Below are 16,291 nucleotides of genomic sequence, written 5' to 3'. Positions count from 1 at the left end.
CGCGACAACTTCATGGTGCCTCATCTCCCCGAACTCAACGCCGCTCTTCCGCGTAGCGCGGAGCCATGGTCTCCATCTGCTCCATGACCAGCTTGATCGCGGCCGGCTGCTTGTCCGGCGGGTAGCCGTGCTTCACGAGGAGCCGCTTGATCGACGAGCGCAGCTTGGCCCGAACGTCCTCACGTACGGTCCAGTCCGTGCGCACGTCCCGGCGCATGACGCCAACTAGTTCCCTGGCAATCTCGGCGAGCACGCCCTCCCCCTGGATCTCTACTGCCGACTCGTTCTGCGCGACGGCGTCGTAGAAGGCCAGCTCGTCGGTGCCAAGTGGCGGGGTGAAGCGCGTACCTCGGTCCTTCTCGGCGGCGACCTCCTTGGCGAGCTCGACGAGCTCGGCGATGACCTCGGCGGAGGTGAGCTGCTGGTTGGTGTACCTGTTCATGAGCTCAGTGACGCGCTCGGAGAACGCCCGCTGTCGCACGACGTTCGTGCGGGTGGCCTTGTCGGACTCCTCGATGACGAGCTTGCGCAGCGCCTCGATGGCGAGGTGAGGGTTGCGTGCCCGTTGTGCCTTGGCCAAGAAGGCGGGGTTCAGGTCGTCCAGGCTCGGCTTGGGCATCCCCGCGGCGTCGTAGATGTCGAGGACATCCCCCGACGCCGTCGACTCCGCGATGAGCCCGCCGAGCAGGCGGCGGATATCGTCCGGGATCGGTTCCCCACGGGAGTGCCGGTCCTCGGCATCGTACTTGGCCATCCAGACGCGGACCTCTTCGTAGAACGCCGCCTCCGGACGTAGCCCATGCATGTCTTGGGAGCCTGAGCAGAGAGCCCACGCCCGGGAGAGCTGGCCGGACAGCCGTCGATACCCGGCGGCGAGTGTGCTCTCGCTTTCTGCCACCTGGTTGCCGGGAGTAGCCGGGTTTCGGATGTAGTTGACAGTCGCGTGTACCGCACGCTGGTACGGGCGCTTACCGCCCTTCGCGAGATCGGCCCGCCAGTCGTGCTCCGCGAGCATGCTGCGGATCTTGGTGAGCAGCTCGACGGTGAGGGCGCTGGCTTCTTCTACATTGCGTCCGAGTGGCTTGTTCTCCTGGTCGGTGCTGGTGTATTCAGCGAGCGCCTTCTGCAGGTTGTCGGCGAGCGGGGCGTACGCGACGAGCAGCCCGTCCTCCTTGCCGCGGAACGTGCGGTTGACTCGCGCGAGGGTCTGCATGAGCAGGGCGCCCTTGAGCGGGCGGTCGAGGTAGAGCGTGTGCAGCGGCGGCGAGTCATACCCGGTGAGCATCATGTCCTTGACGATGACGAGCTGGAGCTCGTCATCGTCGTCCTTGAGTCGCTCTTTGATCGTGGCGTTGGCGGATTCGCGCCGCACATGGTCGGAGATCGGCGGCTGGTCGGAGGCGGAACCGGAATAGACGACTTTGATCAGGCCCTTGTCCAGCTGGTCGGCGTGCCACTGGGGTCGTAGGGCGACGATCGCGGCGTACAGGTCTGCGCAGATCTTCCGGGTCGCGCCGACGATCAGCGCCTTGCCTGGCGCCTCGACGAACTTGTGCATTCGGTCGCGTCGGTTCTCCCAGTGGTCGACGATGTTCTCCGCTAGCGCCGCGATGCGCTCGGGAGCGCCGTAGACCGCGTTGATGACCGCGACGCTCTGTTCGATCTGTGTCCGCTCGGTGTCGTCGAGACCAGCGGTGGCCTCGTCGGCGGCGGCATCGAGAACCTCCTCGGTGACGTCCTCGGCAAGTCCGACCTTGATCAGGCGCGGCTCGAAGTACACCGGGACGGTCGCCCCGTCCTCGACGGCGCGGGTGAGGTCGTAGACGTCGATGTAGTCGCCGAACACGGCGCGGGTGTTGCGGTCCGCGAACGAGATCGGCGTACCGGTGAAGGCGATGAGAGTGGCGTGGGGCAGGGCGTCCCGCAGGTGGCGGGCGTAGCCGTCGAGGTCGTCGTAGTGACTGCGGTGCGCCTCGTCGACGATGACGATGATGTTGCGGCGGTCGGACAACAGTGGGTGATCCGTGCCGGCATGCCGCTCGTCCTCGCTCCGGCTGAACTTCTGCAGCGTAGTGAAGTAGATACCACCGGTGGTCCGGTTGCTCAGCTCGTCCCTGAGGTCGGAACGACGCTTGATCAGTGTCGGCTTCTCCGGAAGGAGGGTGCTCCGCGCCAGGGTCTGGTAGAGCTGGCCGTCGAGTTCCTTGCGGTCGGTGATGACGACGATCGTGGGGTTGAGCAGCTTCGGATGCCGGATGACGAGGTTGGCGTAGAGCTCCATCTCCATCGACTTGCCGGAGCCCTGGGTGTGCCAGACGACGCCGGCCTTGCCGTTGCTCTCGACCGCCTGCACGGTACTGCCGATGGCTTTGGCCACCGCGAAGTACTGGTGCGGCTTGGCGATCCGCTTGTGCAGCCCCGCGGCGCCCTCGTCGAACGCGGTGTACGAGTGGAGGAGTTGCAGGAAGCGGTCCTGGTTGTAAAGCCCGTAGAGCGCCAGATCCTGACCTGTTGCGGACTCGATGTCGTCGACGGTCTCGCCGAGCGCGACTGGCGCGCCGCTGTCGTCGACGTTCCATGGCGAGAAGTGGTGCAGTTCGGTGAACGGCGTACCGTATTTTGCGGTGACACCATCCGACGCCAGCACGCAGACCGCGAACCGGAAGGCCATCGGGAACTCACGCAGGTAGGTCCGCAGCTGTGCATGTGCGGAGCCGACGTCGGCGCTGCGGCTGCCGGCCTTCTTCAGCTCGATGATGCTGACCGGCATGCCGTTGCAGTACAGCACGATATCGAACCGCCGCCGGTAGTCACCGCGCACGACCGTCATTTGGTTGACAGCCAGCCAGTCGTTCTCGTCCGGATCCATACTGAGCAGCCGAATCGTCGGCGTGACCTCCAGGCCGTCGGCGTCGACGTAACTGATCCCGCGGAACCCACCCGTCAGGTACGTGTGGAGGCGATGGTTCTCGGTGATCGCGTCCTGCGACTTCGGCGACAGGATCTCCGCGAGCGCCTGCCGAAGGTACTCGACCGGCACGGTTGCATTGAACTTGCGCAACGCCTCCAGCAGCCGAGACGGGATTACCAGCTCGTCCCACGACTCGCGATGCCCCGCCCCCGGTGCGATCTTGGCTCCGTCGAGTTGCGGCCAGCCGAGCTCCCCGAGTGTCTCGACGGCGTAGGACTCCCAATCACTCTCGGAGATCCCCGATGTCCCGGTCATCTACAGCACCTCCTCGACCGCCTTCTCGGCATCCCTGACCCGCAACCGCCCCGACATCAGATGCGGCAGCAAGGCATCCCGAGTCGCCCCAAGAGTCAGGTTCTCCTGTTCGGCACCGAGCGCTCTCTGCCACAGCGCGGACATGATCGGGTCGTAACCTTCGACGGCGGATCGAACAGGAACGTCGACCGCTTCGTCGAGATGCCGACGCTGGATGTGCCCCATCGTCGTCGCTTTGTCCGCTGCTATCGCCTTAAAGGCATCGAGCTTGCGGGCGAGCAGACCGTGCACCAGCCAGAGCGGGTACGCGTCAAATGGCATCACCTTGAATATGTGTTGGTTCACAATCCCTTCCGGACGGAACCACCGGCGAAGAGTCAACGATCCTGACCAAGCGAACAACAGATCACCGGGCCGCGCAAAATACTTCTCTTCAGGCTCGATATCGCTGTACACCGTCGAGCCGCCGATACCCGAATTTAGCTCCGCGATGCGGATCACGACGCGTCCAGTCCCGCATGCCCCCTTGGTGAACGCTCTGCCGTTCACGAACTGTGCAACATCCGTTAGAGGTAGTGACTCAGTCTCGCCCAGCATCGACAAGAAGATCGCGCCAGCCAGTTCATCGGCGGTGCGAGCAAGCTTGGCGTTGGCGGCGATCTTGTCGTCGAGCGCCCCCATAACTCGGACGAGCGCTTTCATCGTTGCCGCATCTCCAACTGGTATTTCTAGTGCCTTGAGATCACTAAGATTCAGCGTAGCCTGAACCGTGGTGTTTAGAACGCTTTGTAGCCTATGTCGGACCTCAGGTAAGGCAAGACAGAATCGCATCCAGTGCGACGAAATACCCTCGGGCCGGACAACTGCAACAGCTCGCGCAACGTTCCATCCCACCAACTCTTCAGGAACAACTGCACATTCACCGACTGTTCCGACAAGAGAAATCAACAGCTCCCCTCCCCTTAAGATCGTGCGACTGTAAGTGGCAGCGATTCGACGATCGACTCGCAATGGGTTGGCCGTATTGATCGTTCCATTTCGAATATCTCCAACTCGGACGATCGGCACTCCGTCGTCGACATGTGTTCCAGGCTGAACGATGCCGTAAGGGATCTGCCCATCAATTGCTAGCTCCGCTAGGCGGACATAATTTAGTGTGGGCCGTACGGTCACGAGATCCTCCATAGCTGTTCGCGAACGACCTTCTCGATACGGGCGGACTCCTCGAACTGTTCGAAAAGCTGCTTGGTCAACCGGTCGATCTTGGCCTCGTTCGGTTCGCCGTCGTCTTCGACCTCGGGAGAGCCGACGTAGCGGCCGGGAGTGAGGGCGTAGTCGGCGGCCTTGATCTCAGCCAGGGTGGCGGACCTGCAAAAGCCCGGCTCGTCCGCGTACTCCAGGCCAGCATCAACTGCGGACGGCGTGCCGCGCCAGGCGTGGTAGGCGTTCGCAATGCGGCTGATGTCGTCGTCGTCGAATGCGCGTTCGGCGCGGTCGACCATGTGGCCGAGGTTGCGGGCGTCGATGAAGAGGACCTGACCCGCACGATCCATGGCACCGCCGGGATCCACGGTCTTGTCCTTGGCCAAGAACCATAGGCAGACGGGAATGCCGGTGCTGCGGAAGAGCTGCGTCGGCAGTGCGACCATGCAGGCGACAAGGTCCGCCTCGACGAGCTGGGCGCGGATCTGGCCCTCGCCACCGGAGTTCGACGACATCGAGCCGTTGGCCATCACGATTCCAGCGCTGCCGCCGGGCTTCAGCTTGGAGACGATGTGCTGAATCCAGGCGTAGTTGGCGTTGCCGGCGGGCGGCACACCGTACTTCCACCGCGGGTCGCTCTCGCTGCGAGCCCAGTCCTTGATGTTGAACGGCGGGTTGGCCAGCACGTAGTCGGCCTGGATCTCCGGATGCTGGTCGCGGGCGAAGGTGTCGCCCCAGCGGCTCGCCAGGTCGCCGCGCAGGCCGTGGATCGCAAGGTTCATCTTCGCCATCCGCCAGGTGCGCTCGTTCAGCTCCTGGCCGTAGATCGCGATGTCCGAGCCCTCGCGGTGGTGTGCCTCGAGGAACTTCTCCGTCTGGACGAACATGCCGCCCGAGCCACAGCACGGGTCGTACAGGCGGCCGCTCGTCGGCTCGAGAACCTCGACGAGCACGCGGACGACGCCTGGCGGGGTGTAGAACTCGCCGCCCCGCTTGCCCTCGGCCTTGGCGAACTTATCCAGGAAGTACTCGTAGACCTCGCCCAGTAGGTCGCGCGCCTTGCTGACACCGTGGCCAGTGAACCGCGCGCTGTTGAGCAGGTCGATCAGCTCACCGAGGCGGCGCTGGTCGACGTTGTCGCGGTTGTAGGTGCGCGGCAGCGTCGCCGCGAGGCTCGGGTTGTCGGTCATCAGGGCGTCGATCGCATTGTCGACCAACTCGCCGATCGACCGCGCCGGCTCCCCCATGGCGGCCCGCGTGCCCTTCGCGTGCTCGGCCAGGTAGGTCCAGCGAGCCTGCGGCGCGACCCAGAAGACGCGCTTGCCCGTGTACTCGTCGACGTCGTCGAGGAACCGCGCGACCTGGTCCTCGTCCAGCCCGTCGGCCTCCAGCTCGGTCCTGATCTGGTTGCGTCGCTCCTCGAACGCGTCGGACACGTACTTGAGGAAGACCAGGCCGAGGACGACGTCCTTGTACTGCGACGCGTCCATCGACCCGCGGAGCTTGTCTGCGGCCTTCCACAACGTGTCCTTGAGCTCCTTCATGGTCGACGGCGCGGTGGCATCGGGCTTCTTCCGTGGTGGCACGGTCACTGTCCCTTCCTGGACGTGGCGGGCGGTCGCAGGTCGAGGGACCCGGTCGTGGCGCCCTGGGTGATCAAGTCGGCGAGTTCGTCCAACTGGCTCATCCGGTCCGCCAGGGCGGCTCGGTGTCGCTGCACGTCGTCGAGCGCGTCGACGAGCGGCATGATCTGCTCGTCCGGCACCCGCCGGACCTGCCAGGTCTTCCAGGTCTTGGCGCCGACAGGGAGCGCGTTGATGTCGGCGGACAACACGTTGGCCACGTGCCCGCCGGGGTCATCGTTGCGGATACGCAGGATGCGTGCCGGCGAGACGACGACCGAGGCTCCCGCATGGTCCACCAGGGCTGCTGGCCGCGGCGACGTACAGAAGACCACGTCCCCCGACTCGCTGAGCCGGCCTGCCGGATACTTCGAAGCGAAGACCATGCGGTCAATGAAACGGGCCGGCGCGCCCATGGTGAGCTCTGCCGGGCCGAGCACGCGATGACCTGCACGGGCACGCAGATCTGTCGGGTCGACACGGTTGCCGCCGATCAAGTGGATACGCCCGTCCGCGATCGCTTGCCCGAGCACGGTCATGCCCGGCGGTGGGCGCTGACCACGCTGGTCGCGGGCCGCGATCGCGATTGTGGGCGCGGCGGAGTCATACGCTCCAGCGGCAAGTCGATCACGGATCGAGATCGCACGCACCACCAGATCGGTCGAGGGGGCGGGGTCACCTTTGCGCGGAACACGCGCCTGAGCCACCAGCTCACCGCCGCCGGCGAGCAACGTCGAGGTCGACACCCGGCGCAGGAAGCGGAACGCGTGGGCACGGACAGCGGGCCATCCGTGCGTCGCGGCCGCGAGGTCGGTGACGAGGTCGTCGGTGACACCCTCGGCCGTCAGGTCGACGTCGACCAGGTCACCGACCATCGTCCACCGGTCGGCGATGGCCACCTCGTCGAGTGCACGCCCTAGTACCCACAGGGCCAGCGACTGGCGCGACTTGGATGGGACGAGACCTCGCGGCAGGCGGACCACCGCCCGCACCCGACCCGACCTGAGGATCCCGGCTCGGAGCTCGTCCAGCTCCCGTCCCGTGGGCCGGTCGCTGAGGACGGGAGCGGGGGCGAGGACGACGGCGCGCTGCGTGTCGTCCATCTGGAGAACGATCTGATCGATCGCGTCGAGTGTCCGGCCGGGAGGCATCTCGGGCTCCGCGGGCGGTGGGTACTGCGCGACGAACACCGCCGGCCCCTGGACCTCGAAGGAACCGTCCTCCGCGATCTCGAGCGGTGCCCTGACGATGTCGTGCACACACAGCCGTCGGCACGCGAGACGGGAGGCGGGATCGGTCTGACCAGCGGTCATCGTGGTGAGAGTGGCGTCCTCTCCGAGTGCGCGCGCAACACTGACGAGCAGATCGCTGCCGCCGGGTGTCGGGTCGACGAACACAGAGGTGGGCTGCCCGGCGTCGGCAGCGAGCGCTACGGCCGTGGCTGCCGCAAGTGCACGTGCTGGCCATGCCAGGTCAACGACGGCCTGGCCGCGGACGTGCCGCCTGAAGTGCTCGGTGACCAGCTTCTCGAATGCATCCACCGGGTTGTACGCGGCACTGGTGTACAGGTCAGCGTAACGCGCCAGCGGTTCGAGCCGGTGGTCCAACGCCTCGAGCTCTGTGTACAGGTAGGTGTCGTCGGGATCGAGGTCGTCCGCCAGATCGAGCAGCGCCTCCGCGCTGAGGTGCGTGAGCGCCTCGCCCGTGATCACCTTGACGCAGAGCAGGGCGGTCAGGCCGGCGAACGACTGGGCATCGCTTCCTCGCGACGAGCCGCCGAGGCTCACGTACGCCATGGCGTCGTCGCGGACGCTGTCGTTGTTACCCAGCCCCGTCCGCTCCAGCCAGGCCACGACCTCCTCGACATCGAACCAGTCCTGGCCACCCTGGGTGACGACGGGCACTGGGAACGGATCATCGGATCCGGCTCTGCGGGTACGCCAGGTGGATACCACGGGGCGTCGGACCTGTGCCAATAGGGCGACGTCGGAGAGGGCGATCCGTAGGGTCGCCGGGTCGCTGACCAGCATGATCGCATCTCCTCCGTTCTGCTGTGCCCAGATCGACGTGAGGAGTACAGCCTAGACCCAGACACGTCGATTCTTCTCCTAATCTCTCGATAAGCCCCCTTATCACGCGCCACACACTACAACCCTCTCGCCGTGCTCACACTTCGTGACACCACTCATTTCCCCGTCCAAGCAGGCGGGCGCCAGAAGGAGAAGTGCGATGAACAGGCCTCAGGAAGCCCGATCGGGCGCGTACTACGTGTCGGACGGACCGGCGGTCCGGGTGGAACGCCTCACCATCTCCGACCATGCGGTCGTCGCCGAGGCCCGACGCTGGAGCACCGGGCAGCGCGGCGCCGAGGCCGGCTCGGACAAGCTCGCCAGCGCCGACCTAAGTGCCTTCGTCACCCAGGCGGTCGTCGTCGGTGCGCACGCGATCACGTCGGTCGGCGGCGTACAGGACACCCTCGATCTACAGCGTCTGGTCGCCGACGTCGAGGCACGCACGACGGAGTCGTGCGTCAGGACGAACGCTTCGACCGCGGAAGCGGCCAGCGGGGCTGCCAAGACCGTAGAGCAGGCCTCGACCGCCGCCAGGCACGCGCTCACCGAGGCAAGCCGTACCGTCCAGCAGAGCTTCGCGGACAACGTCGCCAGCGCCCACAAGGCCCTACAGGAGGAGGTGCAGCGCCTGGTCGGTGGCGACGACCCGGAGTTGCTGTCCCGTCTCCAACCGCTCCTCAAGCGTTTCGGACACGAGCTCGACGAGCGTGTCGCCCGGCAGACCAGCGAGTTGTTCGCCCGTGCCGCCAGGCAGTTCGACCCCGACGACCCGACATCGCCGATGGCCAAGCACGCGCGCGAGCTGCGCACCCAGCACGAGAAGCTCGCGACGACGCTGGATAAGAGCCACCACGCGCTGGGGGAGAAGATCGACCAGCTCGCGACGGCCGTCAGGGTCCAGGCCTCGGCTGCCGAGGCCGCCGCCGCGACAGCGCAGGCGACACCGCTCAAGGGCGAGGCATACGCCGAGGGCGTCCACAAGCTGCTTGACGAGGTCGCCCGTGGTCTCGGAGACGAGTACGTCGACACATCGACGACGCCTGGCGCTGTGCCCCGCAGCAAGAAGGGCGACGGCGTGCTGGTGGTCGACAGTGGGTCCGTCCGGGTGGCCGTCGAGATGAGCGACTCAAGGCGGCAGAACTGGAACGGCTACCTGGAGGAAGCCGAGCGCAACCGTGAGGCCGTTGCCTCCCTTGGATTGGTTCGCACGGTAGAGCAGCTGCGAGGAACCAGCATCCAGTGTCTGGGATCGAGGCGCATAGTGCTGGCCTTCGACCCCCTCGTCGACGATCCCGACCTGCTCAGGACCGTCGTCCAGCTCCTGCGTACCAGCGCGATCGCCGCCGCCTCCCGAAGCGACGCCGGCGAGATCCTGACCGCCCAGGAGAAGATCGGGGAAGCGATCGCGCTGTTGCCGCAGATCGACGGCATCAAGAAGACCGCGGGGACGATCCGGCAGAACGCCGACAAGATCGAACAGAACTGTGAGGCCGTACGGACAGCTGTCAACCGACTCCTCAACCAGGCCCAGACAGCGTTGACCGGAGCAGGTGAAGCTGCGGCCGAACGAGCCGCCTGACGCTGCGCCCAGGTCCCACGGTGGAGGTGTCCTGCCCATGCCAGGTGCGGCCTACGGCAGGTCCTTCATCGCTTGCTGGAGCTGCTCGACGAACAGCTCCAGTCCGGTGCGGACGCTCGCGACAGGGGTCACGGTCTCATCGCCATCGCGGCGTACGCACACGTAGGTCTGGTCGCCCTTGGTGATCACGAGGACCTTCACGTCCGGCCACGGCTCACCGTGACCGCCGACGTGCATCGTGGCGTCCTTGTGCCCGCCCGACGAGGCGACCTCCTCGAACGTCGGTACCTCACCGACCACGGGCTGCCTCCCTGATCGCGTCGCGGGCGTGCCTGACCCCAGGCATCGCGGCCCACCGCCGCGTGCCGTCGAGGATGTGCCGCAGGTGAATCGTCAGCCGCGGCGAGTCGACCACCGGGACCACGCCGGCGAGCGCCAGCATCACCGGCATAGCGGCGTCGGGGTTCCGTGCGCGGATCGCCATCTTCACCTGCCGGGCGAGGTACAGCGACTGTACGAACGGCGCACTGGCGGTGAGTTCGACCGCGGACGCGAGGTGCGCCTCGGCCGCCCCGGGTAGGCCGAGATCGGTGAACCCGATGCCGGTGTTGCCGTAGATCTCCGCAGTGACCGCGCCGCTGTCGCCGGCGAGCGTGAGCGCCTGCTCGAGGTACCGGCGCGCGCCGGTCGCCTGGTCGGGCATGAGCGCGAGGGTGCGACCGAGACGCGCGGACAGTGCGGCGCGGTCGGCGTCCCCGGCGCCGCGGACGGCCAGCCCGCGGCGAGCGTACTCGACGCCGCGGCCATCCGGGGAGTACGCGGCGGTGAGGCTGAGCGCGTCGTACGCGTGGACCTGCGCGGCCGGGTCGTCGGTGCGGCGCGCGAACCGCAGCGACAGCGCGGCGAGGCGCTCGGCCTGCGCCAGGTCGCGGACGTCGTGCACGATCAGCGCGGCCTGCCGGCACAGCCCGGACGCCGCGGCGTGCAGCGCGCTGTCGCGACTGCGGAGCCCGGGCGCGACCCGGGCGGCATGACGTACCGCCTCGCGCGCGAGCGGCGCACCGCCGAGCTGCGCCTCATGGTGCATGAGCCGGTCGGCGAGCTTCGTCACGTACGCGGCGTCGCTGTAGGGGCTCGCCGTCGGCGCCGGCACGAACGCGACGGCTGCCGCCACGGCGAAGAACTCCCTGCGCTTCACCGGGTCCACCTCCCCGGAGGGGACGAGCTCCAGCTCCCACCCGAGCCGCTCGAGGAGCTCGGTCGAGCGGCGCATCCCTGGGTCGCGGCGGCCGCTGAGGACCATACTCACCCATGGCTGCGACGTTCGGAGCTGCCGGGCAAGGTGCGCTCCGGTCCAGCCGTGGCGCTGCATCACCACGCGGAACGCGTCGCCGAGCCCGCGGACTGCCATCCCCGGACCGTATAACGCTTCGTTATGCACCGCTACCCCTACGCGGCGACGGGCCCGAGAGTGGCCGTCATGCGAGATCTCGTCTGGGACTGACTGGGGGTACCGAAGTGAGCGAGGACCCGACGACGCCGACCGAAGGCGACACGGACGAGCGGTGCGAGCCGCACGACAACCGGCTGCCCTGCCCGATGTGCCTCGCCGAGAAGTACCGCGTCCCCGTCTGGAACAACATCTGAGCTGGTGAGCCGGCCGAGGCGGCGCCCCGACAGTCCGGCCGGCTCACCGTAGGTGGGCGTGGCGGTCGGCCCCTGTCCCTCAGGAACGGATCGGCCGTCACGCCCCGGCCTCGGCAGGAACAGGGATGGACCCCTCGGACCTGCCGAGGTCGGACAGTATGCCTTGGCCGTGCGGTCAGGCGGTGCGGATCACCGTGAGGACCTCGTCGCGGAGCTTCGACATGCGCTCCTCGTCGGGGGCCTCGACGTTGAGGCGGAGCAGCGGCTCGGTGTTGGACGGGCGGACGTTGAACCACCAGTCGGGGCCTTCGACGGTGAGGCCGTCGAGGCGGTCCAGGGTAGCGCCGTCGCGGGTGCCGAACGCCCGCTCGACAGCGGCGAGCGTGGCCTCCTGGTCGGTGACGGTGCTGTTGACCTCGCCCGAGCTCGCGTACCTGTCGAACTCCGCCATCAGCCCGGACAGCGTGCCGTCGTACCGGCCGAGCGCGGCGAGCAGGTGCAGCGCGGCGAGCATGCCGGAGTCGGCGAACCAGAAGTCGCGGAAGTAGAAGTGCGCGGAGTGCTCGCCGCCGAAGATCGCGCCGGTCGACGCCATCTCGGCCTTGATGAACGAGTGCCCGACCCGCGTACGCAGCGGCACCCCGCCGTGCTCACGGACGATCTCCGGCACCGCGCGGCTCGTGATCAGGTTGTGGATGACCGTCGAGCCGGGCTCGCGGGCGAGCTCGCGGGTGGCGATCAGGGCGGTCAGTGCCGACGGCGACACCGGCTCGCCGCGTTCGTCGACGACGAAGCACCGGTCGGCGTCACCGTCGAACGCAAGCCCGCAGTCGGCGCCGCTGTCCCTGACCAGCGCCTGCAGGTCGCGGAGGTTGGCGGGCTCGAGCGGGTTGGCCTCGTGGTTGGGGAAGGTGCCGTCAAGCTCGAAGTACAGCGGCACCGTCTCGACGGGCGTGCCGCCGAAGACTGCCGGCGCGGTGTATCCGGCCATGCCGTTGGCCGCATCGACGGCCACCCGCAGCGGGCGGATACCGGAGATGTCGACGAGGTCGGCGAGGTACGCGGCGTACGCGGCGAGCAGGTCATCGGTACGCACGGAGCCGGGCGTCGCGGCGGGTTCGGGCATGCCCCGCCCGGCCAGCTCACGGATCTCGGTCAGCCCGCTCGCCTGGCTGATCGGCCGCGCCGCGGCCCGGCACAGCTTGATGCCGTTGTACTGGGCGGGGTTGTGGCTCGCGGTGAACATCGCGCCCGGCAGGTCGAGGTGACCGCTGGCGAAGTACAGCATGTCGGTGGAGGCGAGGCCGATGGCGACGACGTCGGCACCGGTCGACGTGACGCCGTCGGCGAACGCGGCGGACAGCTCGGGAGAGGACGGGCGCATGTCGTGACCCACGACGAACGCCGGGCCGCCCACCACCTGCGCGAACGCCGCCCCGATCCGCCGCATCGCGTCGGCGTCGAGCTGGTCGGGCACGACCCCGCGGATGTCGTACGCCTTGAACACGTCGGTCAGCCTCACGTGGCGACCCTAGTACCGACTACCGCGTGACGGGCGGCGCGGAGCGCAGGACCCGTAGGTGACCCTTGCGGCCCACCTCGACCCCCTGGCCGACGGGCTCGGTGCCTGGCGCGGGCGGCCGCGCGGCCTCGCGCACCGCCTCGGCGAGTGCGACGAGGTCGTCGCCGCTCGGCTGCAGCGAGGCGGGGTCCTGCGCGAGCCTGACGAGTTCCCAGCCCTTGGGCGCGGTGAGCCGGTCGGCATGCGCGGTGCAGAGGTCGTAGCAATGCGGCTCGGCATAGGTCGCCAGCGGACCGACGACCGCGGTCTGGTCCGCGTAGACATAGGTCAGCGTGGCAATCGCCGGCCCCTGGCAGGCATTGCGCGAGCACTGACGACGTACAGAGCTCACGCCCGAACGCTATCCCGAAACCCACCGTGCTCCGGGGTCGCCACGCGGACGTTGAGCCCGGCACCCTGGCGTACGCTCGGCGCGTGGCCTCGCAGGGACGTCGCGTCCGCCGACTACGCCGCCGTGACCGGCATGGCCGGGGCATGCGTGGCCCGCTCGTGCCGGCCGGCGTCCCGCTCCGCCGCAGCAGGGCGGAGCGGTTCGACGAGCACGTGCTCGATGCGGTCGAGCGGCTCGAGCGGCTGTGGCCGCAGGAGATCGCGCAGCTCGACTTCGCGGTGGAGGAGGTACCGCCGTCCGGCGGCGACGCGTCCGACTGGGACGACGACCCCATCCCGCTGGCCAGGATGTTCTCCGGCGGCCGGCTGCGGCGCACCCGCATCGTCCTCTACCGCAGGCCGATCGAGGCCCGCAGCTCGTCCGACGACCTCGCGCTGCTCGTCCACAACATCGTGGTCGAGGAGATCGCGCTCGTCCTGGGCCGGGCACCCGAGGAGATCGACCCCCGCTACGACGAGCCCTAGGAGCACTACGCTGTTGCGAGGTTCTCGCAACAGCCTCGTCACCCTCGGGAGGAGCGTCGTGACCATCCGGCCGATCCGTCTGCTCGGCGACCCCGTGCTGCGCGACATCACGGAGCCCGTCGTCGACTTCGACAGGGCGCTTCGCAAGCTGGTCAAGGACATGATGCAGACGATGCGCAAGGCGCCCGGCTTCGGTCTCGCGGCCCCACAGATCGGCGTGCCGCTGCGGCTGTTCGTCTACGACATGCAGGACGGCACGCAGGGCTGCGTCGCCAACCCCGAGCTCACCGTCCTCGACGACACCGAGGTCACCGAGGTCGAGGGGTGCCTGTCGCTGCCCGGCGCGAACTTCCCGCTCGCGCGCGCCGCGTCGGTCGAGGTCACCGGGTTCGGCGCCGACGGCGAGCCGATCACCGTGCGCCCGACCGGGGACGAGCACGACCCCGAGTACTTCGCACGCTGCCTCCAGCACGAGACCGACCACCTGAACGGCACGATCTTCGTCGACCGGCTGCCGCGCCGGCTTCGCGCACAGGCGCTTCGGCACACGCCGGCGCCGAACGCGTCCTAACATGCGGCAGGGCCCCCACCACGCGGCACGTGGTGAGGGCCCTGCGGATCAGCTGGTCGGGTGCTCGGTGATCGTCAGCCGACAATGCCGAGGTAGGCGATGATCGCCACGAACGCGGCGAAGAGCCAGACACCCGCGCCGACCTTGGCGATGCGCATCCTGGTATCCATGGCCGTTGCCTCCGTCGAAACCTCAGTCGAACCTGGTACGCGGGGTCAGACGTGACGAGCGCACTGCTGGTTCGCACGAAGTCGAACGGATTTCGGATCGGATCGCTGGCTCAGCGCGGTACGCCCGCACCGATCTCCGGCACCACCGGCGGCAGGGACACCTGGTGCACGCCGGGCACCAGGCCGAGCGAGGCGATGAGCGGACCGTCCTTCGGCGACGCTGTCAGCACGCGGGACCCGTAGACGGGTCCGCTCCCGTCGCGCGGGGTGACGATGATGCCGTACGCGGAGTCGCCGCGCGGTGGCGTCAGCTTCACCTGCACGGTGCGGCCGGCCGGGATGCGCACCGTCCTCGGCGCGGAGGGCCGCGGCGACATCGTGCGCACGTCGACCTGGGCGTCCTCGACGGCCGCGGTGAGATGCAGGGTCGCCTCGATCTTGCCGGTCGGCACCAGCGGGACGGTCGCCGGCGAGCTGAGTGCGGGGGTGCCCGCCGAGAACGCGACGCCGCCGTCCTCGCCCGAGCCGCCCTCGACGGCCACGACGGAGGCGACCAGCGGAACGTCGGAGCTGACCTGGAGGGCGGTCGCGGACTTGGTCATGACGTCGCCGAGATCGACCTCGATGGCCTGCTGCGCCGGGATGTTGACCTTGTCCTTGCCCTCCGGGGCGAAGGAGCCCGTGGGTGTGGAGAGCCGCACCCCGACGGTGGTGTCCTGCTCGCCGGGGGCGAACAGCACGAGCTTGCGGTCACCCGACCCCGACGGCACCGCGGGGACGACGATGTTGCCCGCCTTCGGCGTCGACGGCGGCACCCACGCGCCGCCGTACGACGTGTCGCCGTCCCTGACCCCGGTGTGCATCGCGGCGGCGACCCGCCCCGACCTGGCGAACACCCGGACCGCGCTGGTCGCGAGCTCGGGAGCGATCTCCGACAGCTTGACGACGCGGCGCTTGCCCGGGTCGATGGTGATGCCGCGCCCCGCCTCGGGATCGATGACGCCGTCCTCGCCGTACGCGACGATGTCGACCGTCGAGGCACTGCGGTCGAGGTTGCTCAGGTACAGGTCGGTCGTGTTGCCCGCGGTGGTCGCCGCACCCGCGAACCACCAGTCGGTGCTCGGCGTCGTGCACCGCACGTCCCTGATGCCGCGGTTGACGCCGGAGTCCGAGCGGCTGTACTGCTCGACCTCGAACCCCGGCGCGGTCGCCCCCTCGGCGCTCGCGACGACCGCCTCGTTCTCGTCCACCGTGTCGGCGACCGCGCGGCCGGGCGCCGTGCGCAGCGCACCGAGCGGCGAGCCGGTGGACGACCCCAGCGGCTGGACCGTCACCTCTCCCTTGCCCTTGCCCGGCGCGGCGACGGCGATCTGCTGCGCCGGCGCGAACGGGCACACGACGCGCGCGGACGTGACGGCCGCCTTCGCCGCCTCGAGCCCGGCGATCTGGGTGCGCCGCTCGGGCAGCGTGAGCTCACCGACGCCGACGAGCGCGGCGAGCAGGACGAGCACGGCGACGAGTGGCAGCGGGATGAGATCGACCAGGCTGCGGCGCCTGCGCCTGGGGCGCCGGCCCTGGGCCGCGGCGGTACGGGCGCCACGAGCCGGCGGGCCCTGCTGTTGCGGCGGGCCCTGCTGGTACGGGGGTGCCTGCTGGTACCCGGGCGGCGGAGCGGTCGGTGGCGCGTCGGCCTGGGTCGGCGACGCGCCCGCGCGGCGCCTGCCGCCGCGGCGCCTGCCACGCTGCTTCCCGTGGGGGCTCACC

Annotated in this window: 11 protein-coding genes; 2 read left to right on the top strand and 9 right to left on the bottom strand. The window is 68.6% G+C overall.

Annotation, left to right across the window (positions count from 1 at the left end; all coding sequences use genetic code 11):
- Positions 1 to 34: 34 nt before the first annotated feature.
- The 4 genes from GEV10_01025 to GEV10_01010 are packed head-to-tail and all read right to left on the bottom strand — an operon-like array spanning position 35 to position 7,955.
- The gene (locus tag GEV10_01025) at positions 35 to 3,226 is read right to left on the bottom strand and encodes an HsdR family type I site-specific deoxyribonuclease (GenBank protein MQA77060.1); all 3,192 of its coding nucleotides are present in this window, start codon (positions 3,224 to 3,226) and stop codon (positions 35 to 37) included.
- Positions 3,227 to 4,411, bottom strand: coding sequence for a hypothetical protein (locus tag GEV10_01020; GenBank protein ID MQA77059.1), 1,185 nt, complete (start codon positions 4,409 to 4,411; stop codon positions 3,227 to 3,229).
- The gene (locus GEV10_01015) at positions 4,396 to 6,015 is read right to left on the bottom strand and encodes an N-6 DNA methylase (protein MQA77058.1); all 1,620 of its coding nucleotides are present in this window, start codon (positions 6,013 to 6,015) and stop codon (positions 4,396 to 4,398) included. Before GEV10_01015 ends, GEV10_01020 begins: the two co-directional genes overlap by 16 nt.
- A 2-nt stretch (positions 6,016 to 6,017) precedes the next feature.
- A complete protein-coding gene (locus GEV10_01010) occupies positions 6,018 to 7,955 on the bottom strand; it encodes a hypothetical protein (protein MQA77057.1) in 1,938 nt (645 codons plus the stop codon).
- A 364-nt stretch (positions 7,956 to 8,319) separates the two neighbouring features.
- Between GEV10_01010 and GEV10_01005 the strand changes: the two genes are divergently transcribed.
- Complete coding sequence (locus tag GEV10_01005) at positions 8,320 to 9,702, top strand: Fis family transcriptional regulator (protein ID MQA77056.1); 1,383 nt, start codon at positions 8,320 to 8,322, stop codon at positions 9,700 to 9,702.
- Between the two features lie 51 nt (positions 9,703 to 9,753).
- Here the strand turns inward: GEV10_01005 and GEV10_01000 are convergent, their stop codons facing one another.
- From GEV10_01000 to GEV10_00985, 4 genes are all read right to left on the bottom strand, one after another.
- Complete coding sequence (locus tag GEV10_01000) at positions 9,754 to 10,002, bottom strand: hypothetical protein (GenBank protein ID MQA77055.1); 249 nt, start codon at positions 10,000 to 10,002, stop codon at positions 9,754 to 9,756.
- Positions 9,992 to 11,113, bottom strand: a complete 1,122-nt coding sequence (locus GEV10_00995; GenBank protein ID MQA77054.1) for a helix-turn-helix domain-containing protein — start codon at positions 11,111 to 11,113, stop codon at positions 9,992 to 9,994. Before GEV10_00995 ends, GEV10_01000 begins: the two co-directional genes overlap by 11 nt.
- Before the next feature lie 411 nt (positions 11,114 to 11,524).
- Positions 11,525 to 12,871 carry a phosphomannomutase/phosphoglucomutase gene (locus GEV10_00990; protein ID MQA77053.1) on the bottom strand — a complete coding sequence of 449 codons (1,347 nt, stop codon included), beginning with the start codon at positions 12,869 to 12,871 and terminating at the stop codon, positions 11,525 to 11,527.
- A gap of 19 nt (positions 12,872 to 12,890) precedes the next feature.
- On the bottom strand, positions 12,891 to 13,262 hold the full coding sequence (locus GEV10_00985; GenBank protein MQA77052.1) for a DUF3499 family protein: 372 nt from the start codon (positions 13,260 to 13,262) through the stop codon (positions 12,891 to 12,893).
- Between the two features lie 219 nt (positions 13,263 to 13,481).
- On the opposite strand from GEV10_00985, the gene def reads away from it, so the two are divergent.
- Positions 13,482 to 14,357 (top strand): peptide deformylase, encoded by an 876-nt coding sequence (gene def, locus GEV10_00980; protein ID MQA77051.1) that lies wholly within the window; start codon positions 13,482 to 13,484, stop codon positions 14,355 to 14,357.
- Between the two features lie 280 nt (positions 14,358 to 14,637).
- On the opposite strand, the gene GEV10_00975 is transcribed toward def, so the two are convergent.
- Positions 14,638 to 16,290, bottom strand: coding sequence for a hypothetical protein (locus GEV10_00975; protein ID MQA77050.1), 1,653 nt, complete (start codon positions 16,288 to 16,290; stop codon positions 14,638 to 14,640).
- Position 16,291 lies beyond the last annotated feature (1 nt).

The sequence above is a fragment of the Streptosporangiales bacterium genome (genome assembly GCA_009379955.1).
Classification (GTDB): Bacteria; Actinomycetota; Actinomycetes; order Streptosporangiales; family WHST01; genus WHST01.
This window is presented reverse-complemented; position numbering and strand designations above follow the sequence as displayed.

Excerpts from the sequence above, each read along its gene's own strand:
- GEV10_01025 (MQA77060.1), bottom strand. The coding sequence starts at position 3,226 with ATGACCGGGACATCGGGGATCTCCGAGAGTGATTGGGAGTCCTACGCC.
- GEV10_01020 (MQA77059.1), bottom strand. The coding sequence starts at position 4,411 with ATGGAGGATCTCGTGACCGTACGGCCCACACTAAATTATGTCCGCCTA.
- GEV10_00995 (MQA77054.1), bottom strand. The coding sequence starts at position 11,113 with ATGGCAGTCCGCGGGCTCGGCGACGCGTTCCGCGTGGTGATGCAGCGC.
- def (MQA77051.1), top strand. The coding sequence starts at position 13,482 with ATGCGGTCGAGCGGCTCGAGCGGCTGTGGCCGCAGGAGATCGCGCAGC.